The following is a 23,727-nucleotide window of genomic DNA, read 5'->3' as shown; positions in this document are numbered from 1 at the left end:
GAACTCGTCCGGCCTGGGCATGGGCGCAGGTCAGCAGGGTCCGGGCGGCGCCGGCCAGTCCGGGCACGCCGCCGCGCACCACCACCAGGACCACCGGATCCGCGCGGCCCGCGTCCTCACCTACGACGCGAGCGCGTCGGCCGAGTTCCGGGCCGCCGTCGATCGCGGCGCGGCGATCTGGAACGAGAGCGTGGACAACGTCGAGCTGCGCCCGGCGGCGGCCGGCCAGCGCGCCAACATACGGATCCTCGCCGACAACGGCTGGCCCCGGGCCCTGACCACCTCGCTCGGCAACGGCACCGTCTACATCGGCCGGCAGGCCGTCAACCAGGGCTACGACACGATCCGCATCTCGGCCCACGAACTCGGCCACATCCTGGGCCTGCCGGACCGCAAGCCCGGCCCCTGCTCCAGCCTGATGTCGGGTTCCAGCGCCGGCGTGTCCTGCACGAACCCGTACCCCAACACCGCCGAGCGAGCGGAGGTCGAGGACAACTTCGGTGTGAAGGCCGCGCGGTCGCAGGCGAGCGTCTCGCGCCAAGCGGTACTGGTGAACCGATGAACTGGTGAACTGGTGAACTGAGGCAAGGGAAGGCGTGGGGGGCGGACCGTCCGCCCCCCACGCACACCACCGTTAAGCTCCCACCCGCACACACGTGATCGAAAACGTGACGGGGGCGGCGGCAGTGGCGTACGAGGAGAACCGCGAGCGACGGGCGAGCGCGGTGGCCGAGGCGGTGGTGACCGCGTTGCGGGCGCTGGCCGAGCGAAGGCCCGACGACGTCACGCTGCTGGACGGCTTCGCCGACGCCGAGCTGGACGGCTGGCCGGTGCGGGTGCCGGAGGCCGTGCGGGTCGTGCTGCGCGCCGCGGGAGGTGTGACGGCGGGCGGGACGACGTATGCGTTCGGGCCGTCCGGGCGGCCGCCGCGAATCCGTTCGGCCGCAGAGGACGCGACCTGGGCGCTCAGTCCGGACGGCAAGGTGCTGACCGGGACGGGCGGGCAGTCGGCGGCGGACTGGGGGCCGGTGCTGACCGTCGGTCGTGTCGACGAGTACGCGTTCACCGTCGAGGCGCCGGGATTCCTGGCCTGGCTGGAGGACCTCACGCGGCGGCTCGCCGAGGAGTCCCCGCACGACCGCACCGCACCGTCCGCGGCGTCGCCGTTCAGGGTCTGCGCCGTGCCGTCCATCGAGGTCGCCGAGGGTCCGGACGCGGAACTCGCCGCGCTCGTCGGCAGGGGGCACAGTCTCCTGGACGTCGTCGACCTGGGGAACCTGCCCGGTTATCCGTGCGCGATCTCCTGGGAGCCGTACTTCACTCTGGACGGCGCGACGGCGGACACGGGCGGCAGCGACGTCGACTACCGGCTCGTGGCCGGCGGCCGGGCGCTGCTGCTGGAGAGCCACGTCAGCGGGGACTTCCTGGGCAGGCCCGTGCGGCGCCACCGGGTCCCCGAGGACGCGCCGGACGTGGCGGTGTCCCGGCTGCGCGAGCTGGCGCGCCGCTTCCCCCGGCTGGTCACCCTCACGGAGGGAACGCGGGACGCGGAGATCGACCGCTGGCCGGTGGCCGTCCCGGCGGACGTGCGCACGGTGGTGCGGGCCCTCGGTGAGGTGCGGGTGGCGGGCATGCCGGTCCTGCGGCTCGCGCCCGGTGAGCCCTGGCAGCGGGTCGAGCCGGCGCTCCACCGGCTGATCGGCGGCGACGGTACGTACTGGCCGCTGGCGCGCGTGACCTACGGCCCGTACAACACCTCCCTCGCCCAGGTGCGGATCGATCCCGCCACCGGGCGGTGGGGGTACGTCGTCTCCGTCCCGGCCGACCCCGACGAACTGCGTGACGAACCCGAACTGGTCCTGCTCGCCGAGTCGTTGCCCGCGCTGCTGCTCGAGGTCGCCCGGATCGTCGAGGAGGCGGCGGAGCGGGCCGCCGCCTCGGGGAGCGACCCCGTCTCCCTGATCCTCAGTGCGTCGCGGTGGTTCACCCCGAACACGGGAGAGCCGTGGACCCGGCCCGTCCCCGTCGAGGAATGGACCGGCGACACCGATCCCCTGCGGGCCGAGGCCGCCGCCTTCCTGCCCGGCAGCCACGCCGCCGACCTGCGTGACTCCCCCGTCCCGACCGATCTCTGCTTCCACCGTGCCGAGTCCTGGCGCTGGGGGCGGACGCTGGACCGGCTGCGGTTCCTCGGGGGCGGGGAGGTCGTGGTCGCGGTCGCGGAGACCGGCGACCAGCTCCGCCCGAAGACCTGCTGACGGTCCACCGCCCGGACAGCACCCGACACCCCGTTCGGTCGGGCGACGGCCATGGGTGACGCGTGACCTGAGCGTGAAGGCGGCGGGCCGGCCGGCGTGGCCAAAAGGAGTGGAGCGGCGGGCCGGTGGCCGACTACCGTGCTGCGGAACCCAGTCGTCTGTCCGAGGACACGCCGTTGTACACCCTGTGAGACCTCCCAAGAGCTGAACCGTCGCGCGTCGCGCCTGTGCGCCGCGCCGCTTCCCGCTGCGGACTTCTCACTGAAACCGGTGTACGCCTGTGCTCAACACCTGGGTGGTCATGCCCACCTGCCTGCCGACCGTGCTCCGTCGTTGCCCCGACTGCTCCTCCGGGCGGTTCCGGGCCGACGGCAAGTTCCGCGTCAACGCCCACCACAAGCTCCTCGACGCCTGGCTCCTCGTGCTCTGCGCCTCGTGCGGCAGCACCGCGAAGCTCACCGTCCTGGAGCGGGCGCATGTGCGCTCCGTGCGGCCCGGACTGCTGGACCGGCTGCACGACAACGACCCCGGCCTCGCGGCCGAGTTGCTCCAGGACCCGCTCGTGCTGCGCCGCAATCGCGTCGCCCTCGACTGGGACGGCGCCTGGCGCCTCGACACCGGCGGACCGGATCGTCCGGACCACGAGGTGATCGACGTGTCGGTCCGCTTCGCGGCGCGCATTCCGGTCCGGCCGGTGCGGCTCATCGCCGAAGGGTGTGGTCTGCCGCGGGCGGAGGTCGAGCGGCTGATCTCGGACGGGAGGCTCGTCTCGGCGGTCCGGCTGAACGGCCGGCTCTCCGGCGACTTCACCTTCACGCTCAAGCGCTGAGCCGCCGGCTCGCCTCCGGTTCCCCGTGCCGGGCCCACGCCGTCGTGCGCAGCGGCGGATCCAGCAGGACGTCCGCCGCGGTGCAGGCGAGGGCCTGGGCGGCGGCCGTGAGTACGGCACGGGCCCGGTCCGAGGCCGCGGCGCGGGCGAACTCGGGGGTGTGGTCGCAGCCGTCGGAGTCCATGATGGCGACGAAGGGGTGGATGGCGGGCACCCGCGAGCTGACGTTGCCGATGTCCGAGGAACCGAGGTGGACGCCGGGGGCGGGCGGGGTGAGGGTGATGCCCGAGCGGGCCAGGTGCTCGGCGAACCGGCCGGAGAGGACCGCGTTGTCGCGGAAGTGCTCGTAGCGCACGCCGGTCTGCTCGATCTCCGCGCGGGTGCCGGTGGCGCGGGCCACACCCTCGGCGCTGGTGCGCAACCGCCCCACCAGGTCCTCCAGTTCGGCGGTGGTGGCCGCGCGCAGCCCGAACCGGCCCTCGGCGTACTCGGGGACGATGTTGGTGGCCGTGCCGCCGTGCGTGACGATGCCCTGGATGTGGGACGCGGGCGGCAGGCGCCGGCTGAGGACGTGGACGACGTTGAACAGCTCGATCAGCGCGGCGAGCGCGTCGATGCCCTCCGTCGGGTTGCCGGTGGGGTGGGCGGCGCGCCCGTGGAAGCCGATCCGGTACTGCACCTGGGCGGTCAGCGGGGCCCGCGCCCAGTCGAAGACGCCGGGGTGGAACATCAGGGCGGCGTCGACGTCGTCGAACACACCGGCCTCCGCCTCCAGGGCCTTGCCGCCGCCGCCCTCCTCGGCCGGGGTGCCCACCGCCAGCACCGAGCCGTGCGCCGCACCGAGGACCGTGCCCGTCGCGAGGGCCGCGCCGAGGCCCGCGGCGGCGATGAGGTTGTGGCCGCAGGCGTGGCCGAGGCCGGGCAGGGCGTCGTACTCCAGGAGCAGCGCCACCGCCGGCCGGCCGTGGCCCGCGCGGGCGGTGAACGCGGTCGGCAGGCCCGCGACGCCGCGCTCGACGGTGAAGCCGTCGCGTTCGAGGACGCCGGTGAGCACAGCGGCGGCCCGGTGCTCGGCGAAGGCGTACTCGGGGTCGGCGTGCAGGCGCAGGGCGACGTCCCACAGTTCGCCGGCCCGGCGGGCGACCTCGGCGCGCAGGGCGGTGTGGACGTCGTCGGGCGTGCGGGCCACATGGCCTCCCAGGGGGTGTGGGCGGCGGTCGTGCGTGCGCCGGCCGGGTTCCACCGGGCGGCGTCCTGACACCTGCCGGACCGGTAACCGGGGGGGGCGCCCTGATACCCGCCGGACCGGTATCCGAGGGGCGCCCTGAGACCCGTCGGAGCGGTGACCGGGGGCCGCCTCGGCGCGCGGCGCGGCGGCCGCCGGGCGCGGACGTCCCCGGCCGGCGGAGTTTCGCTCGGCGTGACGGTGCAACACGGACGGTACGGCCGTTCCGACGCGGCCGGCCGGCCCTGACCGGTGTCCGTACGGGGCCGGGTGACCGTGTTCCGCGATACGGATCCGGGAGGAACGATGGATCATTCACGCGCCCCTGTACTGGAGGCCCTGCAGGAGTTCCGGCGCCGTGGGGACGTGGCGTACGGGCCGCCGGGGCACAAGCAAGGCCGGGGCGCGGACCCCCGGGTGGTGGACGTCGTCGGGATGGACGTCTTCCGCTCCGACGTGCTCACCCTCAACGGGCTCGACGACCGCCGTGAGTCCCGGGGTGTGATCAGCCGGGCGCAGGAGCTGATGGCCGACGCCGTCGGCGCCACGGAGGCGTTCTTCTCCACGTGCGGCAGCTCCCTGTCGGTGAAGACGGCGATGCTGGCGGTGGCCGGCCCCGGCGAGAAGATGCTGCTGTCGCGCAACGCGCACAAGTCGGTGGTGGCGGCCGTCGTCGTCAACGGCGTGGAGCCGATCTGGGTGCACCCCGAGTTCGACGCCGAACGGCACCTGGCGCACCCGCCGGAGCCCGACGACGTACGCGCCCGGCTGCGGGAGCATCCGGACGCCAAGGGCATGCTGCTGATCACGCCGACCGACTGGGGCACCTGCGCCGACATCGGCGGGGTGGCCCGGGTGTGCCACGAGTTCGACGTACCGCTGATCGTGGACGAGGCGTGGGGCGCCCATCTGCCCTTCCACCCGGATCTGCCGGCCTGGGGCATGGATGCCGAGGCCGACCTGGTGGTGACCAGCGTGCACAAGATGGGCGGGGCGATCGAGCAGAGTTCGGTGTTCCATCTCCAGTACGACCGGGTGTCGTCGGAGGTGCTCAAGCAGCGTGAGGACCTGCTCGGCACCACCAGCGCCTCGCCCCTGGTGTACGCCACCCTCGACGGCTGGCGGCGGCAGATGGTGGAGCAGGGGCACGCCCTGCTGGACGCCGCGATCAGCCGCGCGCGGCGGGTCAGGGCGGCGGCCGACGAGCTGCCGGGCCTGCGGGTGATGGGCCGGGAGGTGGTCGACGAGGGACTGGCCGCCGACGTCGATCCGCTGAAGATCGTGATCGATGTGCGGGAGCTGGGGATCAGCGGGATGCAGGCGGCCGAGTGGCTGCGCACCCACCGCCATGTCGACGTCGGCGGTTCCGACAGCTGCCGGATCAGCGCGTCGATCACGTACGCCGACGACGACGCGACGGAGCACATGCTGGTGGAGGCGTTGCGGGCGCTGGTCGAGAAGGCGGAGTCGATCGAGCGGCAGCCGTCGGTGCGGCTGCCGGAGCCGTCGGCGCTGGAGCTGGAGCAGGCGATGCTGCCGCGGGAGGCGTTCTTCGCACCGGTCGAGCATGTGCCCGTGGAGCGGGCCGCGGGCCGTATCAGCGCCGAGATCATCACGCCGTATCCGCCGGGCGTGCCGGTGGTGTGCCCCGGAGAGGTCATCACGGCGGAGGTTCTGGACTATCTGCGCAGCGGTGTCGAGCACGGGATGCTGATTCCGGACGCGGCGGATTCCTCCGTGCGCACCCTGCGGGTGGTGGCCCGTCCTTGATGGGTGTCATCACAGGGAGCGTTGCGGGTACCTGGTCCGCGTCCGGCGAAAGGGAAGGGTCATGACGCAGCACACTGACGAACCGGCGTCCGCGCGGCGAGCGGCGACCGGCGAACTGCGGCTGGCCACGGAGGTGAGCGATCCCCCGCCGCCCGGGGCGCACGACCTGCCGCAGGACCGCACCCAGGCGATCCTGGAGGCCACCAAGCAGGTGGGGACGCTGCTGAAGGGCAAGGGGCACCGGTTCGCGCTGGCCGGCAGCGTCGCCGCGTACGCGCACGGCGCGGGCACGAGTCTTCAGCACGACGCCGACTTCTGCATCCGGGCCGAGGACGCCGAGAGCGTCGCGGCCACGCTGCGCGAGGGCGGTCTGGAGGTGCGCACGCCACCGGAGGACTGGCTGCTGAAGACGGAGTGCTTCGGGCAGTCCGTCGACATCATCTTCCGGCTGGCGCACCGGCCCGTCACCACGGAGATGCTGGACCGGGCCGAGGAGATGTCGGTGGAGTCGGTCCGGATGCCGGTGCTGTCCGCGACGGACCTGCTGGCGAGCGTGTCGTCCGCCTTCACGGAGCACTACTGCGACTTCGGCGCGGTCCTGCCCATCGCGCGGGCACTGCGGGAGAAGGTCGACTGGGACGAGGTGCGGCGCGAGTGCGGTGACGAGCCGATGGCCGACGCGTTCCTCTTCCTCCTCGAACGTCTGAATGTGATCGCGCCCCGGGAGGAGCAGCCATGAGCAACCTGGACTACCGCGTCGCCCACCTGCGGGAACACCTCGCGGGCGGGCCGCTGGCCGAGCTCGGGGTGCAGGTCGCGGTGCACGGCGACTCGGTGCTGGTGACCGGGACCGTGCCGTCCGCCCACTGCCGTGACGAGGTCCACCGGATCGTGGACGAGACACTGACCGGATTCACCGTGCGCTGCGACCTGGTGGTCGCCGAAGCGTCGTCCCCCGACCACGCGGAGGAGCTGGCATGATCCGCATCGCAGCCGTCGGAGACATCCACATGGGGCCCGACAGCCAGGGAGTGCTGCGGCCCGCGTTCGAGACCCTGCCCGACTGCGCCGACCTGCTGCTCCTGGCGGGCGACCTGACCCGGCACGGCACCCCCGAGGAGGCCCGCGTGGTGGCGCGGGAGGTCAAGGACCTGGGGGTGCCGGTGGTGGCGGTCCTGGGCAACCACGACCACCACGACGAACAGCCCGACGAGGTCACCGCGATCCTCGAGGACGGCGGCGTGCGGGTGCTGGAGGGGCAGGAGACGGTCCTGGACTGCGCGCGGGGGCGGGTCGGCGTGGCCGGCACGAAGGGGTTCTGCGGTGGATTCGCGGGCCGCAACGCCGGGGAGTTCGGCGAGCCGCTGATGAAGGAGTTCGTGCGCTACACCCGCCGCTGCGCGGACGGGCTGCGTACGGCGCTGGAGCGGCTGGACGAGCAGAACTGCGACGTACGGATCGCGCTGACCCACTTCTCCCCCGTCCCGGACACGCTGGCCGGGGAGCCGCCGGAGATCTATCCGTTCCTCGGCAGCTACCTGCTGGCCGAGGCGATCGACACCGCCGGAGCGGACCTCGCGGTGCACGGCCACGCCCACGCGGGCACCGAGCACGGCATGACCAGCGGCGGCGTCCGCGTCCGCAACGTCGCCCAGCCCGTGATCGGGCGGGCCTTCCACGTGTACCACCTCCAGGTGCCCGAACGGGTCACGGCGGGCTCGCCCGCGCGGCCGGGCCCGGCGGCCCCCTGACACCCGCCGGCCGGGGCCGGCCACGGCGCACCGTACTGTTGCGGTGATCATCGCCGGGGACGACCGCATACGGGGGGCGTACATGACCATTCACCGTCCGGGGCTGCCGGAGGACCTTCCGCCGGGCGAGGTGCTGTGGGCGCGGTGGGCCCTGCTCGCCGCCCTCGACGTGACCACCCGACAGGAAGGCCGCCGCAGCGGTTACCGCACCGGCCGCTGGATCGACGCGACGGGACTCCACTGGGACGACAGCGGCTGCACCTGGTGGACCATGTCCCGGATGGGCGAGGGCCGTTACGTGCTGTACGGCGAGGACGAGTCGAGCGGCGTGAAGTGGTACGACCCGCCGATCGACATGCTGGCGGGCGGCCCCGGCCGGCTGCCGTACGAGGAACTGCGCGACCGGCTCGAAGGGTACGAGCTGGGGTGCGTCTACTGGTACGACAACCGGGCCTGGGCCAGGGCCCCGTACCCGGCCGACCTCCACGACGACGGCCTGGGCTGCGGCCTGAGCGGCTTCGTCGACCGCGAGCGCGTCCTCGGCGATCTGGCGTCCCGCCTCGCCGAGACGCCCGGCGGTCCGGGACCCGACGCGTTCCTGACGGACGCCGAGGCGTACCGGCTCCGGCCGCGGCCGCTGCTGGACCGACTGCGGCCCGAGGCCCCTGGTGACGGCCCGCCGGATCTGCCGGCCGTCACCAGGGCGCTGACGCTCGCGGGTCTCACCGGCGGGGTGTGACGCGTCGGCGGAACGCGGTAGTGCGGATCGTCCCGGCCCTTCAGCGCCAGGTCTTTCGTGCTGTCACTGCTCGTCGGTCGCGTCGGGCTGGGGGCGGGTGGCTCGGTCGTCGATGACGATACGCACGGGCGCTCCGTCCCCCTCACCGCGGTGTGGGTTACACCGCTCGGCCTTTGGGTCCACTCCGGCCGCTCTGCCCTCGCCTGGCGCATGAGAAGCGACGTCTTATGTCCGGCGAGCCGACCAAGACGGACGCCTCAAGACGCTCCGTGATGGATCTCCCCAGTTCCTCCCCGGAAGTTGACTCCCCCGGCGGCAGTTGACGGCGACTTGCTGTCAGCTGCCGCCGAAGCCAGACCTGGTGTGTGGCTTGACCTGGTCAGCCGGTCAGGGTGTGTAGACGGTGGGGCGGGGCGCTGTGGGCATGTTGTTGCCGAGGAAGAAGCTGGGGTGCGGGGGCTGGTTGTAGGCGGTGTTCTGCCAGGCCAGGGCGGTGCGGTACTGGGTGTCGTGGAGCAGGGTGGTGATCTTGGTGTTGGTCTGGTGCGGGGTGGCGTGGATGCGCAGGGCGCGGTTGTCGCTCGTCCGCCAGATCACCTCCTCGCGCCAGTCGCCGAGGATGTCCCCGGAGAGCGCCGGGGTGGACTTGGTGCCGTTGTTGGCGGACACGCCGGAGCCGGTCAGCAGGCGGATGTCGCCCGAGGTGCCGTACTTGTCGATGCGGGTGCCGTCGAGGAGTTCGCGCACGGGGTCGCCGTCCCACCAGGACAGGAAGTTGACGCTGGAGGGTTCGCGGCCGAGGGACGCGCCGGTGGCCGAGCGCAGGGTGGTGTCGGCGGCCGACCAGGCCTCGGCGCCCGGGCTGCCGGCGTAGACGTCGGCGGCGACGCCGCGCCCGTTGTCGCTGCCGGAGGCGGTCTGCCACAGGATCTGGCCGGTGCGGGCGTCGGCCATCCAGGAGCCGGGCTTGGAGGAGTCCTCGGAGACCTTGAAGTACTCCAGGCCCGCGCGGGAAGGGTTGAGGTCGCCCACGTGGCCGGCGTCGCCGTGACCGAGTTTCGTCGTCCACAGGCCGGCGCCGTTGTCGTCCACGGTCATCGCCCCGTAGACGATCTCGTCCTTGCCGTCGGCGTCCACGTCGGCGACCGACAGGCTGTGGTTGCCCTGGCCGTCGTAGCCCTTGCCAGTGTTGGTGGAGGAGTTGGTGTCGAAGGTCCAGCGGCGGGTGAAGGAGCCGTTCCGCCAGTCCCAGGCGGCGATGACGGTGCGGGTGTAGTAGCCGCGGGCCATGATCAGTGAGGGGCGGGCGCCGTCGAGGTAGGCGGTGCCCGCGAGGAAGCGGTCGACGCGGTTGCCGTAGGAGTCGCCCCAGGAGGAGACGGTGCCGCGGGCCGGGACGTAGTCGACCGACTGCATGGCCTTGCCCGTCTGCCCGTTGAACATGGTCAGGTACTCGGGGCCGGACAGGATGTAGCCGCTGGAGTTGCGGTGGTCGGCGGAGGCGCTGCCGATGACGGCGCCGGTGCCGTCCCGCGTGCCGTCGGCGGTCTTCATGGCGACCTCGGCCTTGCCGTCACCGTCGTAGTCGTAGACCTGGAACTGGGTGCAGTGGGCGCCGGAGCGGATGTTGCGGCCGAGGTCGATGCGCCACAGCCGGGTGCCGTCCAGCCGTATGCCGTCGACGATGGTGTTGCCGGTGTAGCCGGACTGCGAGTTGTCCTTGGCGTTGGTCGGCTGCCACTTCAGGACCAGGTCGAGTCTTCCGTCCCCGTCGAGGTCGCCGGTGGAGGCGTCGTTGGCCTCGTAGGTGTAGGCGACGCCGTCGGGGGTGGTGCCGCCGGCCGGCGGGGAGATGGGGACGTCCAGGTAGCCGGACCGGAACTGCAGGGCTCTCTCCGAGGCGGGCTGTTCGGTGCCGTTCACCACGGCGCGCACGGTGTAGTCGGCCGAGTCCGCGGCGCCGGCGTCGAAGTAGTTGGTCGAGGCGGTCAGCGGGGCGGAGTTGAGCTTGGTGCCGCCGCGGTAGACGTTGAACGCCACGTCGTTCGGGTCGGTGGCCAGCCACCGCCACGACACCAGGTTGCCGCCGCTGGTGTGGACGCTGGTCAGTCCCCGGTCGAGGCGTTCCACCTGCCGCGCGGTGGCCGCGTGCGCGGGCTGCGGCAGCGCGGCGAGCGCGGAGGCGGCCAGTGCGGTGGCGGTGAGGGCGCCGATCAGCCTGCCGCGGGGGCGCCGGTGTGCGTCGGTCACGATGACCTCCGAGGTATGGGGAAGCGAGTGAACGCCGGTGTCTCCGGGGGCGGGGTGGGGGTGCCGGTTCACTCGGACAGTCGTGGGACCGCTCCCACGGGCTGTGAGAGTAGGGAGCCGCTGATACCTCGTCAAGGATTCTGTCAGGCTTGGCTGTTCGACCCTGTTGGTATTAGTGACTTCCTTTTGCTTACTGATTGACACATAGGAGTGCGGTCAGGAAACTGCGGCCGATGAAGACCTTACGGATGCTCGTCGTCACGGTGATGGCCATTGCCTTGTCGTCTACGGGAGTCGGGGCCGCTTCGGCGACCGGCGGCGGCATTGCGGCGGGGTGCGCCGACGCGGCGCACGCGGCGCACGCGGCTCACGCGACGCACCCGGCGCACGTGGCACCGGGGGCGGCTTCGGCCCGGCGGGCGGCGGGCGAGCCGGTCACCGTCTGGCTCGCCGGTGACTCGACCATGGCGAATCCCGGCGCGAGCGCGCCGTGCCCGGTCGGGTGGGGAAGCCAGTTCGACGCCCTGTTCGACGGTGACGTGACCGTGCGGAACCAGGCGGTCGGCGGGCGGTCCATCCAGACCTGGCTGTACGAGTCGAACGTGAGCGGCACGATGGGCTCCGACGGCGAGTGCGTCCTCACCTCCCCCGCGTACTCGGCTCGCTGGCAGGCGATGCTGGACGCGGCCACCGGGATGAAGGCCGGCGACTACCTGTTCATCCAGTTCGGCATCAACGACTCCTCCCCCACCTGCCCCCGCCACGTCGGCCCGGCGCGCTACCGGCAGCTGATGACCATGATGGCGCGGGCCGCGCTGGCCCGGGGCGCCCATCCGGTGCTGCTCACCCCGGTGGCCGCCCTCACCTGCTCCGGCTCCACCGCGACCCGCAACCGCGGCTTCGTCGACGAGACCCATGCCGCCGGGGCCGCGACCGGGGCGCCGGTCGTCGACCTGCAGGGCCTGAGCGTGTCGCTGTACAACAGCCTGCGATTCTGCCCGCACAACGGCGACTTCGGGTCGGGTCCCGTGGGCGCGTTCTTCTGCGGCGACCGCACGCACTTCGAGACGTACGGCGCCCGGCGGATCGCCGCTCTCGTCGCCGGTGACGTACGCCGGCAGGGACTGCCGCTCGCGGCGCACCTCGTCTAATCCCAGGCGGCGGCGTGCCGATCGGAGGCGGCCGATCGCCGGCGGGTCGCACGGGTGAGGACGGCGACCAGGGTCGCGAGGTCGGCGGCGCCCTCCGGGTCGTCCGCGTGACGGGTGACCTGGAGGGGGCCGACCTCGTCCAGGACGACGCCCTCCCGGGCCAGGACGAAGGTCAGGGCGAGGAGGGCGGCGCGGGCGTTGCCGTCGTCGAAGGGGTGGAAGAAGGCGACGTCCAGGTAGGTGCGGGCCGCCCGGGAGGCGAGGGGCACGGTGGGGTCGGCGCTGTCGCGCAGGCACCGGGCGAAGTCGGACTCGGTGTGCGGCGTCAGGCCGTACCGCTCGCGCCCGCCCTTCGCGTAGGCGACGCCCGTCCGGAACGGCGCCTCGGCGACGCCGAGTACCGCCCGCTGCCACCGGGCGAGCACCGGAAAGGTCAGCTCGGTCCCCCGGGCGGCGTCCGCTCGGGCCAGCGCGTACGCCGACCGCAGCCGCGCCGCACGCTCGGGGTCGCGCCGCCGGACGGGCCCCTCGCACCAGGCGGCGAAGCCGTCGACGCGCGGAGTGACCGGGCCCGTGACGTCCTCGGCGCCGGCCGGTGCCGCCCACCGGACCTGCCGCCTCACCCGGCACCACACGGCCAGGGAGTCGGCCTCAGCGGCGGTCATGGAACTCCTCCAGGTCGCTGTGCTCCCGGTGGTCGCGGTACGGCAGCCGGCCGGTCAGCCCGACGGCCAGGTCCTCGCCGACCGCGTCGATCACCGTCGTCCCGGGACGGACCCAGCTTTCGAAGCGTCCGCCGATGGCGTCCGCGACCGCGGCCCGGGCCGCCTGGAGGTCCATGCCGGTCGAGGTGAGGAACCATTCCAGCACCAGGCTGCAGATGCCGTACCAGCCGCTCTCCCCGCCCGTGAGGTCCACGATCCGCGTCACCAGCCGTACGGCGGCGCGCTCCAGGTGCCAGCTGCGCTCCTCGGGTCCGGCCTGGGGCGGCGGCGCCAACCGGGCGAAACGATCGGCGAGTTCCTCCAGCCAACCCCGCCATTCCAGCAGGGCGGCCACGGCGCGGGCGGCGGTCTCGTCGGGCGTGGTCACCGAGTGGGCGCCGCAGCACCAGCTGTGGACGACGCCACCGCCGGCGTCGCCCTCGCCGACGGTCCAGTTCCAGTCCTGCGCCCACGGGCCGTACCGCTCGACGTAGAACGCGGTGAGGTGGCGTACGAACTCGCGCTCGGCGCGCCACGCACCCTCGTAGCCGTCCCGGACGGGCGGTACGAGTTCCTTGACCGCGGCGGTGACCAGGGCCTCCTCGGCCTCGTCCCAGACGAACGGATGCCGCGACGGGTCGACCTCGGGCCAGGTCAGGCGGCGGAACCAGGGGGGCAGTGCGGGTGGCTGCGCGGGGGTGGTGTCGGTCGACGTGGGTCTGCTCCGTTGCTCTCGTGGATCGACAGGGCGAGGCCGGTCATTCTGCCAGCGATCTTCCGTACACGCTTCCGAATTCGACTTGATAGGCAAGTGGACAGTTGCCTATGGTGTGGCTGTGGCCGACGACCTTTTCAAAGCCCTGGCCGACCCGACGCGCCGGATCATCCTCGACGAGCTCACCCAGAGGTCCGGACAGACACTGTTCGAGATCTGCTCGCGGCTGAGCATGAAGCACGGGCTCGGCATCTCGCGGCAGGGGGTCTCCCAGCACCTCGCGGTGCTGGAGGCCGCCGGCCTCGTCGAGACCAGGCGGGAGGGCCGGTACAAGTTCCACGACCTGAACACGGCGCCGCTGCGTCAGATCACCGAACGATGGCTCACGCCCGACAAGCCCGGACCGGAGGAGAGCACCCCATGAGAATCCGTCTGACCAGCGTCTTCGTCGACGACCAGGCCAAGGCCGAGCACTTCTACACCGAGATCCTCGGGTTCGAGAAGAAGCACGACGTCCCGGTGGGCGAGAAGGACCGGTGGCTGACCGTCGTCTCACCCGACGAGCCCAACGGCACGGAACTGCTGCTGGAGCCGATCGGCCACCCCATCGCCCGCACCTACCGCGACACGCTCGTCGCCGACGGCATCCCGCTCGCCCAGTTCGCCGTCGACGATGTGCGGGCGGAGTACGAGCGGCTGCGCGGCCTCGGCGTCCGCTTCACCCAGGAGCCCCTGGAGATGGGCCCGGTCACCACCGCCGTCTTCGACGACACCTGCGGCAACCTCATCCAGATCGCGACGCAGCCGCGGTAGGCCGTGACCACCGCGGGGGCGGGCCCTGTGCGAGACTCACCCCGTGATCATCGAACGCGCGTACGCACACAGCGGTGCGTGGGAGGACGGGGAGTGGCCCTGGTCGGTGCCCTGTGTGCGCCAGCTGCTAACGGAGGGACTGCGGTTCACCGCGCCGGTGACGTTCGTCGTCGGTGAGAACGGTTCCGGCAAGTCGACCCTGGTCGAGGCGATCGCGGAAGGGTTCGGCCTGGACTCCTGGGGCGGCTCCCACGACTGGCGGTACGCGAGTCACCGCCCCCGATCGGTGCTGGGTGAGCGGCTGCGCTTCGACGCCGCGCCGCGGGGCCGGTCCATGCTGGGCAGCTGGTCCGCGCGCAAGGGCTTCTTCCTGCGCGCGGAGACCGCGCTGGACGCGCTCGACCGGGAGGGGTTCGCGCCCGATTCGGTCAGTCACGGGGAGGGGTTCCTCGCCGCGTTCCGCGGCAAGTTCCACCAGCCGGGGCTGTACGTGCTGGACGAGCCGGAGGCGGCGCTGTCGTTCACCTCCTGCCTGGAACTGCTGGGTCACATCGACCAGCTGGCCCGGGCCGGGGGCCAGGTCGTCTGCGCCACCCACTCCCCGCTGCTGACCGCGCTGCCGGGCGCCGACATCGTCGAGGTCGGCGAGCACGGCATGCGCCGGGCCGCCTGGGACGAGCTGGCCCTCGTCGACCACTGGCGCAGGTATCTCGCCGACCCCCGCGCGTATCTGCGGCACATCCTCGACTAGCGAGGGCCGTCCGGCCGCGCTACAGATCGGCCCAGAAGTCGCTCAGCACCCGCGCGGCGCCGGCCGGATCCTCCAGCATCCAGAAGTGCCCGGTGGCCGGCAGCACCGCCACGCGGGCGCCGAGCCGGGCCGCGACGGCGCGGGCGGCCGCCGCGTCGTCGAAGGGGTCGCCCTCCGGGGACACCACCAGACCGGGAGCGGCGGTCGGCCGTTCGAACCCGGCGCCCCAGTGCGCGTACGGGTTGGGAGTGGTGGAGCGGTACAGGCCGAGGATCGCCTCCCCCATCGGAATGTCGAACGACTTCTGCATCGCCGGCGCGTGCCGCCCCGGCACTCCGAGGCGGCGCAGCCCGGCCGCCAGGCTCGCCGGATCGTCGGCGGACGCGGCGCGCAGCCGCTCGTTCAGCGCCTCGCCCTCGCCCGGCGTCTGCCAGATCCCGGCCACCTCGTGCCAGACGTAGTCGGGGCGCAGGAGGCCGGCGCAGTCCGCGGCCCAGCTGCGCAGCGGCACGTCGTGGGCCGTCGCGACCCGGTAGGTCAGCAGGGCACCCCAGTCGTGGCCCACCAGGTCGACCGGGCCGGGCAGCCGGGCCAGTTCCGCGGCGAGCCAGTCGGCGTACCACTCCTTGCCGGGGCGCTCCGGCGCCGGCGAGCCGCCGAAGCCCGGCAGCCTGAGGGCGACGCTGTCGGTGCCGAGGTGGTCGCGCAGCTCCCGCCAGATCTCGTCGGTCTCGGGAACTCCGTGGACGAACACCGCGGTCATGGATCAACGCCCCTTATTGCCATCGGACTGTCTGTCTCGATCAGTCTCGGGGCGTTCCGGCGTCCGCGTGGGCCTTTCGGCCTCTTTCGGGGTGTGGCGATGCGCGTCGGAGGGCTTCGGGTGCTCGGAGTGCGCCGGGTGCTCGGGGTGCGTGGGTCGGCTCCCGCGGCAGGAGCCGGGGGGGACGACGTTCGGTGGCTGCGCTGCGGGCGGTCAGGCGGCGCTGAACTCGTGGGCGTGGCCGCCGCGCCACTCCACCCATCGGGGGTCGTCCAGGATGGCCTCGGGATCGGGAATGCCCGCGCCTTGGAGGAACACGACCAGATCGTGGTCGCTGTAGGCGGTGCCGAGGATCTCGTCGTGTCCGTGGCTGTGCACGGTCACTCTCCGGCCGCCCGTACGGGAGGGCCGGTGCACGACGATCGGCGCACTGCTCACGCCTCCCAGCGTGCCCCGATGCGGCGCGCGGGGCGACTCGGCCGGTGCCGGCAGGTCCGTCCGTCACATACGGCGAGGTGACGGCCACGGACCGGGCCGGCCGCGCCACCCGTTCGGCCGAGTGCCTGTGGCCGTCTCCCCGACCCGGCGGCAAGGTCGTAAAACCAGGCGGGCACCCGGCACTCGCCGCCGTGCCCCTTCCCGTCCGTTCGAAGCGGAGGCCCCCCATGACCGCTCAGCCGCGCCCGACGACGACACCCGAGACCGGCCGCGGAACCGCGCCGGGGAGCGGCAGCCCATGGGCCGCCGGCGGTGCCACCTTCGCCGGGGTGCTGATGCTCCTCCACGGCGTCCTGGCCATCTTCCAGGGCATCGCCGCGATCGCCGAGGACGACGTGTACGCCCGGCTCGGCGACTACGTCTACGAGATCAACCTGACCGGATGGGGATGGATCCTGCTCATCCTGGGCGTCGTCGCCGCGGTCACCGGGTGGGGCATCCTCTCCGGCGCCGAGTGGGCTCGCGCGGTGGGTATCGCGCTGGCCTCGCTGAGCCTGGTCGCCCAGTTCCTGTTCCTGCCGTACGCCCCCCTGTGGTCACTCGTCATGATGCTGTTCGCCGTGTTCGTGATCTGGTCGCTGGCGAACTACCGGCCGTCGGCGTGACGGTCACGCCGACGGCAGTCGCCGCGCGCACGTCATGTCCTTCGGTGCCCTCCGCGCGCGGTGGTCGCCGGGGCACGGCAGCTCCATGATCTCCTTCCCGTCCCTCCGCCGCTGACGTCGCCGTTTCGTCTCGATGGAAGGGGGCACTCCGCGGTGACGGACGTAGGACAACCGAGCGTGGGAGATGTCCATGGCGGTGCGGCACTGTCTGATCAAGACCCGTCCGCAGACGGTGTGGGCCGTCCTGGCCGACGGCACCCGGTACGCGGACTGGGTGGTGGGCACGGCGAGCTCGCGCCCGGTGCGGGGCGCCTGGCCGCAGGAAGGCGCGGCGATCGGCTACGAGGTGCGGATCGGGCCGGTCCGGCTGAGCAACGAGACCGTCGTGCGGCGGTGCGAGGAGGGCTCCGCGCTGGAGCTGGAGGCCAAGGCGGGCCCGCTGGGCACCGCGCGGATAGCCATCGAGCTGAAGCGGTGGGGTGAGCACTGTCTGGTCCTCGTCGACGAGCATCCTCTGCGCGGTGCCGGCGGGCGGCTGCACAACGCGGGCACGGAGGCGTTGATCCAGTTGCGGCACCGCGCCATGCTGGCCCGCCTCGCCCGGCTGTGCGAGGCCGAGGAACGGGCGGGGCGGGGCGACGCGGCCGAGCCCGGCGTGCGGGCCGGGGCGGGCGCGCCGGGGGACGGGCATGCCTGACGCGGTGGTGATCGGGGCGGGACCCAACGGCCTGGTCGCGGCCAATCTCCTCGCCGACGCGGGCTGGAGCGTGACGGTGCTGGAGGAGCAGGACGAGGCGGGCGGCGCCGTACGCCACGACCGGGGCGTCGATCCGGCGTTCGTCAGCGACCTGTTCAGCTCCTTCTACCCGCTCGCCGCGGCCTCCCCCATCGTGGCCGGACTGCGTCTGGAGGAGCACGGCCTGCGCTGGAGCCACGCGCCGCACGTACTGGCCCACCCGCTGTCCGACGGCGGCTGCGCCGTCCTCGACCGCGACATCGAGGTCACGGCGGGTTCCCTGGACGCCTTCGCGCCCGGAGACGGCGACGCCTGGCGGCGGTTGCACGACGTGTGGCAGCGCATCCGCGGCGATGTGCTGAGCGCCCTGTTCACCCCCTTTCCGCCGGTGCGCGCCGGCGTCCGCTTCGCCATGCGGCTGCGCGGCGCGGGCGGGCTGCGGCTCGCCCGCAGCCTGCTGCTGCCGGTGCGGCGCCTGGGCGAGGAGGAGTTCCGGGGGCAGGGCGGCCGGCTGCTGCTCGCCGGGAACGCGCTGCACGCCGATCTCGCACCCGAGGCGGCGGGCAGCGGCGGCTTCGGCTGGCTGATGTCGATGCTGGGGCAGACGTACGGCTTCCCGGTGCCGGTGGGCGGCGCCGGCGCCCTCACCGAGGCCCTGACGCGCAGGCTGCTGGCCCGGGGCGGTGTGCTGCGCTGCGGTCGCCGGGTGGACGAGATCGTCGTACGGCACGGCCGGGCGGTCGGGGTGCGCACCGCCGACGGGGAGACGTACGGCGCGCGGCGGGCGGTGCTGGCGGACGTGTCCGTGCCCGCCCTGTACGGCCGGCTGGTGCGGCCGGAGCACCTTCCCGGCCAGGTGCTGGAGGACCTGCGGCGCTTCCAGTGGGACTTCGCCACCTTCAAGGTGGACTGGGCGCTCGACGGGCCGGTGCCCTGGCGGGCCGAGCAGGCCGCGCGGGCCGGCACCGTGCATCTGGCCGACGGGGTCGACGAGCTGACCCGGTTCGCGGCGCAGATCGCCATGCGGCAGGTCCCGGACCGGCCCTTCGCCCTGTTCGGCCAGATGACGACGTCCGATCCGTCGCGCTCGCCGCGCGGCACCGAGTCCGCCTGGGCCTACACCCACGTGCCGCTCGACGTCGGCTCCGACGCGGGCGACGAAGGCCTCACCGGGGCCTGGGACGACAAGGAGCAGCAGATCATGGCCGACCGCGTCGAATGCCAGGTCGAGCGGTTCGCTCCCGGCTTCCGCGCGCTGATCCGCGCCCGCCGCGTCCTGGCCCCGCCCACACTCCAGTCGATGAACGCCAATTTGCACCAGGGCGCCATCAACGGCGGCACCACGTCCCTCCATCAGCAGCTCGTCTTCCGTCCGCTCCCCGGCACCGGGCGCCCGGAGACCCCCGTCACCGGGTTGTACCTGGCGTCCGCGGGCGCCCATCCGGGCGGCGGCGTCCACGGCGCCTGCGGCGCGAACGCGGCCCGCGCGGCGCTGCGGCGCCGGATACCGCCCGGCCGGGCGGGGGCGCAGCGCGTCCTGGCCCGCCGCGACCGCACCGGCCGCAGGCGATGACCGACGCGACCGCACCGGCCGCAGGCGATGACCGATCCGCCAGGATCACCGATCCGGCAGGGTGACCGATCCGGCGGGATGACCGATCCCCCAGGTGGGGCACACGGGCCATAAAGGGTCATACGGCCCACAGTGCGTCGCTCGGAACGTGCGCACCGAACGAGCCCGGCCCGTGCCGGGGTGAGACGGTGAGGGGATCGGTCCCATGCATGACGGCCCGCTCGTGAACCGTACGGTCGTGATCACGGGTGCGGCCCGTGGTCTCGGCGCCGCCCTGGCCCGGGACCTGGCCCACCGCGGCGCCCGGCTCGCCCTGCTCGGCCACGAGAAGGAGGCCCTGGAGGAGGTGGCGCGCTCGTTGCCGGTACCCGCCCTCGCCCAGGAGGTCGACGTCACGGACGGCGCGGGGCTGCGGCGGGCCGCGGAGCGGGTACGGGCTGTGCTGGGGCCCGCGTCCGTCGTCGTCGCGAACGCGGGGATCGCGGAGGGCGGCCCCTTCGCGGTGACCGACCCCGGCCGCTGGCGCCGCGTGATCGACGTGAACCTGACCGGCAGCGCGCTGACCGTCCGGACGTTCCTGCCGGACCTGCGGGAGACCGCCGGGTACTACCTCCAGGTCGCCTCCCTGGCGTCCTGCGTCGCCGCTCCCATGATGAGCGCCTACTGCGCCTCCAAGGCGGGTGTCGAGGCTTTCGCGCACGCGCTGCGGGCCGAGGAGGCGCACCACGGGGTGGCCGTCGGCGTCGCCTATATGAACTGGGTCGACACCGACATGATCCGCGCCGCCGACCGGTACCGGACCATGCGGGAACTGCGCGGTCACCTGCCTCTCCCGGCGCGGCACGTGAACGCCGCGGAGCGGGTCACCGCCCGGCTCGCGCGGGCCGTGGAGGAGCGCCGTACCGCCGTCTACGTGCCCGCCTGGCTGCGTCTGGCCCAGCTGTCCCGCCCGGCGCTGCCGGCGCTGGTGCTGCGGACCTCCCGGCGGCACCTCGCCTCGCTGGAGGCGACAGGGGTGCCGCTCGAGAGCACCGGCCTGCTCGGGGGCGGAGGGCGGGCGGACGAGGTGGCGACAGAGGCTGACGCGGGGTGATGGGCTCGCGGTTGACGCCGGCGGCGGTGGCCTCCGGTTGACGGGGTGGTGGGCACGCGGGTGACGGGGGTGGTGGGCACGCGGGTGACGGGGGTGGTGGGCACGCGGTTGACGGGGCGCGTCGCCGTCGTATCGATCCGGTAGGTGCGTTCATGGCACAAGCGGGCACTTGGGACCGTGACCATGTGGCCGGCCTGCGTACCGGGCCGGCCGTGAACGGACACCAGGGAGGTTCGGCTGATGACCAGGTCGGGCAGCGGCAGCAGGATCGCGGCGTTATCCGTGGCCGGAGTGCTCGCCGGGACGGTACTGGTGGGCTGCGGGGACGGCGGGAGTGACAGCGACACGGCCGAGTCCGCGAAGAAGGCTTCCGCGAGCGGTGGTCCCGGTGCGCGGGAGGAGGGGACGCGGGCGGTTCGCTCCGCGTACGACAGGACGGCCGAGGAGGACACCGCGCGGGTGACGCTCAAGGTGCGGACCTCCGCGCAGGGGGACTCGGTGACCGCGGACGGCAAGGGCACCGTCGACCTGGAGGACGGTGACAGCGTCATGACCGTCACCGCCGAGGGGCAGCGGATGGAGCAGCGCGTGGTGGACCAGGTGCTGTACCAGAAGCCTCCGGCGGGGCAGGCGCCCGGCGGGAAGCCGTGGATCAAGATCGATCTGGAGAAGGTGGCCGCCCGGCAGGGAGCCGGCGGTCAGACCATGAACGACCCGGCGCGTTCGGCGGCGCTGGCCAAGGCGGTCGACGACAAGGACGTGACGGAGAAGGGCACGGCCGAGGTCGGGGGCGTGCGCACCACGCGCTACCGCGTGGTCGTGGACGTCGCCGAGCTGCCCGACGGCCGGAAGCTGAGCGAACAGGTCGGCCCCACCCTGCCGATGGACCTCTGGCTCGACGACGAGGGCCGGATCCGGCGCCAGCAGGTCGACATGACCGTCAAGGCCGCGCCCGCCGCGCGGGGCGAGTCCCGCGCGGGTGCCTCGTCCGGGCCGCGGCAGGTGACCGTGCGCACGGTGCTGGAGTTCACCGACTTCGGCGTGGACGTGGACGCGGACGCTCCCCCGGCGCGGCAGGTGACGGACATGACCGACGAGGCCGCCCGCCAGGGCGGGGTGCGGAGCTGATCGCCCGGCCCGGCCGGTGAGTGACGGGGTGTCACCGGCGCGGGCGGGCCTGAGCGACCCGGTCGCGGGTGCGGGCGCCCCGGTCGCGAGTGCGGCCGGGGCGCCCGCATGTCGGGGGGCGGACACCGACGCGGGTCCCGGCGGGTGCGGCGGTCAGTGCATCCGCGTCACCCGGTGAGGGCCGTACCGTCCGGCCCGGCGGGGTCCTGCCGGGTGCGGGCGCGGAAGGTGCGGCGGTAGGTGTCCGGAGGCACGCCGACCGTGCGGCCGAAGTGCCGGCGCAGGGTCGTGGCGGTACCCATCCCGGTGGCGGTCGCGATGGTCTCGACGCTGTCGTCGGTGGTCTCCAGCAACTCCTGGGCGTACCGGATGCGTTGGGTCAGCAGCCACTGCAGCGGGGTGGTGCCGGTGACCGCGCGGAAGTGGCGGCCGAGGTGGCGTGCGCTCATCCCCGCCTGACGGGCCAGGTCCTCGACGGTCAGCGGCTGGTCGAGCCGTTCGATCGCCCAGGAGAGCAGGGCGGAGAGCGGGTGGCGGCCGGGGGCGGGCACGGGGGCGGTGACGAACTGGGCCTGGCCGCCGTCGCGGTGCGGTGGGACGACCAGGCGGCGCGCGACGGCGTTGGCGGTGGCCGAGCCGCGGTCGAGACGGACGAGGTGCAGGCACAGGTCCATGGCGGCCGCCTTGCCCGCGGAGGTGAGGACGCTGCCGTTGTCGACGTAGAGCACGTCCGGGTCGACGCACACCCGGGGGTAGCGGTCGGCGAGGGCGCGGGTGTGGGCCCAGTGGGTGGTCGCGGTCTTTCCGTCCAGCAGGCCTGCGGCCGCCAGCACGAACGCGCCGGTGCACAGGGAGGCCACCCGCGCGCCCGCGTCATGGGCGGCGCGCACCGCGTCGACCAGGTCGGCGGGCGGGTCCTGGTCGACGTCGGCCCAGCCGGGGACGATCACCGTGCCCGCGAACGGGAGTTGGTCGAGTCCGTGGTCCGGCACCAGCTGGAACCGCTCGACGCGCACCGGGTCCGGGCCGCAGACGGCGACGTCGTACCAGGGCCCGGTGATGCCCTCGGGAGCCGAGGCGAACACCTCGTGGGCCAGCGACAGTTCGAAGTGCAGCATCCCGTCGGTGACCGCGAGGGCGACAGTGTCCATGTCCGGAATTGTATGGGTCACGTCGTTCCGGACGCTCGCGGAGATCACCGGCGGTGGAAAGGATGTCCGGAAGTGATCGCGCGGGGACGACGGAACGGGGAGACATCATGGAGCCGGAACACATGGCGCCGGAACAGATGGCGCCGGGACACATGAGACCGGGGCACATAGCGCCAGAGCACATGGGGCCGGGGCAGAGGGTGGCGGTGTTCGGGGCGTACGGCCACACGGGCCGGTTCGTCGTGGCCGAGCTGCGGGAGCGCGGGTTCGTCCCGGTGCTCTCCGGCCGTGACGCCGGCAAGCTGCGGGCGCTGGCCGCGTCCCGCCCGGGCCTGGACGTCCGGCCCGCGTCGGTCGACGACCCGGACTCGCTCGACCGCGCGCTGGCCGGCACGGCGGCCGTGATCAACTGTGCCGGCCCCTTCGCCACGACGGCCGCCCCGGTGATCGAGGCGGCCCTGCGCGCGGGCGTCCCGTACGTGGACGTAGCGGCCGAGATCGAGGCCAATGTCGACACGTTCGCCCACTTCGCGGACCGCGCCCGCGCCGCGGGAGCGGTGATCGTCCCGGCGATGGCGTTCTACGGCGGTCTCGGCGACCTGCTGACCACCGCGGCCATGGACGACTGGACGGCGGCCGACGAGGCGCACATCGCCTACGGGCTGAGCGGCTGGCATCCCACCGCCGGGACGCGGGCCGCGGGCGCGGTCTCCCGGCGGCGCCGCGGCGACCGGCGCGTCCGCTACCGGAACGGGGGGCTGGAGTACCACCGGGACGACCTGCCGACGGTGCCGTGGTCCTTCCCGGACCCGATGGGCCGCCGGGACGTCGTCGGGGAGTTCACCATGGCGGACGTCGTCACCGTGCCGAGCCATCTGTCCATCCCCGACGTGCGCACCTATATGACGGTGGAGGCGGCCAGGGACGTCTCCGCCCCGGACACCCCGGCGCCGGCGGAGGCCGACGAGCGCGGGCGGTCCGCGCAGACGTTCGTGGTCGACGTCGTCGTGCGCTCCGGCGGCCGGGAGCGGCGCGCCGTGGCCCGGGGGCGGGACATCTACGCCGTCACCGCGCCGCTCGCCGTCGAGGCAGTCGACCGGGTCCTCACGGGCCGGACCCAGACGACCGGCGTCGCCTCCGCCGGCGAGATCTTCGACGCACCGGCCTTCCTCGGCGCGCTGTCGGCACACCTGTCGGTGGAGCTGCGCGTCTGACGGTGCGCCG

The 23,727-nt window shown here is 73.4% G+C and carries 25 protein-coding genes; 18 read left to right on the top strand and 7 right to left on the bottom strand.

Going from position 1 to position 23,727, the window contains the following annotated elements:
- Positions 1-19 precede the first annotated feature (19 nt).
- From AB0K92_RS26780 to AB0K92_RS26770, 3 genes are all read left to right on the top strand, one after another.
- Entirely contained in the window at positions 20-562 is a 543-nt protein-coding gene (locus AB0K92_RS26780) for a snapalysin family zinc-dependent metalloprotease (protein WP_365926905.1), read from the top strand.
- A 94-nt stretch (positions 563-656) separates the two neighbouring features.
- Positions 657-2,258 carry a hypothetical protein gene (locus tag AB0K92_RS26775; protein WP_365926897.1) on the top strand — a complete coding sequence of 534 codons (1,602 nt, stop codon included), beginning with the start codon at positions 657-659 and terminating at the stop codon, positions 2,256-2,258.
- A gap of 280 nt (positions 2,259-2,538) precedes the next feature.
- A complete protein-coding gene (locus AB0K92_RS26770) occupies positions 2,539-3,087 on the top strand; it encodes a DUF1062 domain-containing protein (RefSeq protein WP_365926895.1) in 549 nt (182 codons plus the stop codon).
- Here the strand turns inward: AB0K92_RS26770 and AB0K92_RS26765 are convergent.
- The gene (locus AB0K92_RS26765) at positions 3,077-4,276 is read right to left on the bottom strand and encodes an amidohydrolase (protein ID WP_365926893.1); all 1,200 of its coding nucleotides are present in this window, start codon (positions 4,274-4,276) and stop codon (positions 3,077-3,079) included. The two genes, AB0K92_RS26770 and AB0K92_RS26765, sit on opposite strands and share 11 nt — an antisense overlap.
- A gap of 342 nt (positions 4,277-4,618) precedes the next feature.
- On the opposite strand from AB0K92_RS26765, the gene AB0K92_RS26760 reads away from it, so the two are divergent.
- The 5 genes from AB0K92_RS26760 to AB0K92_RS26740 all read left to right on the top strand — a co-directional run bounded on the left by AB0K92_RS26760 (position 4,619) and on the right by AB0K92_RS26740 (position 8,572).
- Complete coding sequence (locus tag AB0K92_RS26760) at positions 4,619-6,082, top strand: ornithine decarboxylase (protein WP_365926891.1); 1,464 nt, start codon at positions 4,619-4,621, stop codon at positions 6,080-6,082.
- Between the two features lie 61 nt (positions 6,083-6,143).
- A complete protein-coding gene (locus AB0K92_RS26755; protein ID WP_365926889.1) occupies positions 6,144-6,821 on the top strand; it encodes a hypothetical protein in 678 nt (225 codons plus the stop codon).
- A complete protein-coding gene (locus tag AB0K92_RS26750) occupies positions 6,818-7,063 on the top strand; it encodes a hypothetical protein (RefSeq protein WP_365926887.1) in 246 nt (81 codons plus the stop codon). Before AB0K92_RS26755 ends, AB0K92_RS26750 begins: the two co-directional genes overlap by 4 nt.
- A complete protein-coding gene (locus tag AB0K92_RS26745; protein WP_365926885.1) occupies positions 7,060-7,833 on the top strand; it encodes a metallophosphoesterase in 774 nt (257 codons plus the stop codon). The genes AB0K92_RS26750 and AB0K92_RS26745 overlap by 4 nt, the downstream gene beginning before the upstream one ends.
- Before the next feature lie 82 nt (positions 7,834-7,915).
- Complete coding sequence (locus AB0K92_RS26740) at positions 7,916-8,572, top strand: hypothetical protein (RefSeq protein WP_365926883.1); 657 nt, start codon at positions 7,916-7,918, stop codon at positions 8,570-8,572.
- A gap of 387 nt (positions 8,573-8,959) precedes the next feature.
- Here the strand turns inward: AB0K92_RS26740 and AB0K92_RS26735 are convergent, their stop codons facing one another.
- Positions 8,960-10,762, bottom strand: coding sequence for a rhamnogalacturonan lyase (locus tag AB0K92_RS26735; protein ID WP_365926903.1), 1,803 nt, complete (start codon positions 10,760-10,762; stop codon positions 8,960-8,962).
- Between the two features lie 293 nt (positions 10,763-11,055).
- Here AB0K92_RS26735 and AB0K92_RS26730 point away from each other — a divergent pair, with 293 nt between their 5' ends.
- On the top strand, positions 11,056-11,973 hold the full coding sequence (locus AB0K92_RS26730; protein WP_365926881.1) for a GDSL-type esterase/lipase family protein: 918 nt from the start codon (positions 11,056-11,058) through the stop codon (positions 11,971-11,973).
- On the opposite strand, the gene AB0K92_RS26725 is transcribed toward AB0K92_RS26730, so the two are convergent.
- Together AB0K92_RS26725 and AB0K92_RS26720 are read right to left on the bottom strand one after the other, a co-directional pair.
- Positions 11,970-12,638, bottom strand: a complete 669-nt coding sequence (locus AB0K92_RS26725; RefSeq protein WP_365926879.1) for a Fic family protein — start codon at positions 12,636-12,638, stop codon at positions 11,970-11,972. The genes AB0K92_RS26730 and AB0K92_RS26725 overlap by 4 nt on opposite strands.
- Positions 12,625-13,488 (bottom strand): hypothetical protein, encoded by an 864-nt coding sequence (locus AB0K92_RS26720; RefSeq protein ID WP_365926877.1) that lies wholly within the window; start codon positions 13,486-13,488, stop codon positions 12,625-12,627. The genes AB0K92_RS26725 and AB0K92_RS26720 overlap by 14 nt, the downstream gene beginning before the upstream one ends.
- 25 nt (positions 13,489-13,513) lie before the next feature.
- On the opposite strand from AB0K92_RS26720, the gene AB0K92_RS26715 reads away from it, so the two are divergent.
- From AB0K92_RS26715 to AB0K92_RS26705, 3 genes are read left to right on the top strand one after another with little or no spacing between them, the layout of a single operon-like run.
- Positions 13,514-13,816 carry a metalloregulator ArsR/SmtB family transcription factor gene (locus tag AB0K92_RS26715; RefSeq protein ID WP_365926875.1) on the top strand — a complete coding sequence of 101 codons (303 nt, stop codon included), beginning with the start codon at positions 13,514-13,516 and terminating at the stop codon, positions 13,814-13,816.
- Positions 13,813-14,205, top strand: coding sequence for a VOC family protein (locus tag AB0K92_RS26710; protein WP_365926873.1), 393 nt, complete (start codon positions 13,813-13,815; stop codon positions 14,203-14,205). The genes AB0K92_RS26715 and AB0K92_RS26710 overlap by 4 nt, the downstream gene beginning before the upstream one ends.
- A 43-nt stretch (positions 14,206-14,248) precedes the next feature.
- Positions 14,249-14,956, top strand: coding sequence for an AAA family ATPase (locus AB0K92_RS26705; RefSeq protein WP_365926871.1), 708 nt, complete (start codon positions 14,249-14,251; stop codon positions 14,954-14,956).
- A gap of 19 nt (positions 14,957-14,975) precedes the next feature.
- On the opposite strand, the gene AB0K92_RS26700 is transcribed toward AB0K92_RS26705, so the two are convergent.
- Positions 14,976-15,719 carry an alpha/beta hydrolase gene (locus tag AB0K92_RS26700; protein WP_365926869.1) on the bottom strand — a complete coding sequence of 248 codons (744 nt, stop codon included), beginning with the start codon at positions 15,717-15,719 and terminating at the stop codon, positions 14,976-14,978.
- 213 nt (positions 15,720-15,932) lie between these two features.
- Positions 15,933-16,157: a hypothetical protein gene (locus tag AB0K92_RS26695; RefSeq protein WP_166004401.1), complete on the bottom strand. Its 225-nt coding sequence runs from the start codon at positions 16,155-16,157 to the stop codon at positions 15,933-15,935.
- A gap of 227 nt (positions 16,158-16,384) precedes the next feature.
- Between AB0K92_RS26695 and AB0K92_RS26690 the strand changes: the two genes are divergently transcribed.
- The 5 genes from AB0K92_RS26690 (at position 16,385) to AB0K92_RS26670 (ending at position 21,352) form a co-directional block, all read left to right on the top strand.
- Positions 16,385-16,822 (top strand): hypothetical protein, encoded by a 438-nt coding sequence (locus AB0K92_RS26690; RefSeq protein ID WP_365926867.1) that lies wholly within the window; start codon positions 16,385-16,387, stop codon positions 16,820-16,822.
- Positions 16,823-17,012: 190 nt separating this feature from the next.
- Positions 17,013-17,519, top strand: a complete 507-nt coding sequence (locus AB0K92_RS26685) for an SRPBCC family protein (RefSeq protein WP_365926865.1) — start codon at positions 17,013-17,015, stop codon at positions 17,517-17,519.
- A complete protein-coding gene (locus tag AB0K92_RS26680; RefSeq protein ID WP_365926863.1) occupies positions 17,512-19,131 on the top strand; it encodes an NAD(P)/FAD-dependent oxidoreductase in 1,620 nt (539 codons plus the stop codon). Before AB0K92_RS26685 ends, AB0K92_RS26680 begins: the two co-directional genes overlap by 8 nt.
- A gap of 205 nt (positions 19,132-19,336) precedes the next feature.
- Positions 19,337-20,224: an SDR family oxidoreductase gene (locus AB0K92_RS26675; RefSeq protein WP_365926861.1), complete on the top strand. Its 888-nt coding sequence runs from the start codon at positions 19,337-19,339 to the stop codon at positions 20,222-20,224.
- Positions 20,225-20,464: 240 nt separating this feature from the next.
- On the top strand, positions 20,465-21,352 hold the full coding sequence (locus AB0K92_RS26670; RefSeq protein ID WP_365926859.1) for a hypothetical protein: 888 nt from the start codon (positions 20,465-20,467) through the stop codon (positions 21,350-21,352).
- 167 nt (positions 21,353-21,519) lie between these two features.
- On the opposite strand, the gene AB0K92_RS26665 is transcribed toward AB0K92_RS26670, so the two are convergent.
- Positions 21,520-22,503, bottom strand: coding sequence for a helix-turn-helix domain-containing protein (locus AB0K92_RS26665; protein ID WP_365926857.1), 984 nt, complete (start codon positions 22,501-22,503; stop codon positions 21,520-21,522).
- A 182-nt stretch (positions 22,504-22,685) separates the two neighbouring features.
- Between AB0K92_RS26665 and AB0K92_RS26660 the strand changes: the two genes are divergently transcribed.
- Complete coding sequence (locus AB0K92_RS26660; protein WP_365926855.1) at positions 22,686-23,717, top strand: saccharopine dehydrogenase NADP-binding domain-containing protein; 1,032 nt, start codon at positions 22,686-22,688, stop codon at positions 23,715-23,717.
- The last annotated feature ends 10 nt before the right edge of the window (positions 23,718-23,727 follow it).

It is taken from the genome of Streptomyces sp. NPDC052687 (assembly GCF_040678395.1).
Lineage (GTDB): Bacteria > Actinomycetota > Actinomycetes > Streptomycetales > Streptomycetaceae > Streptomyces.
This window is presented reverse-complemented; position numbering and strand designations above follow the sequence as displayed.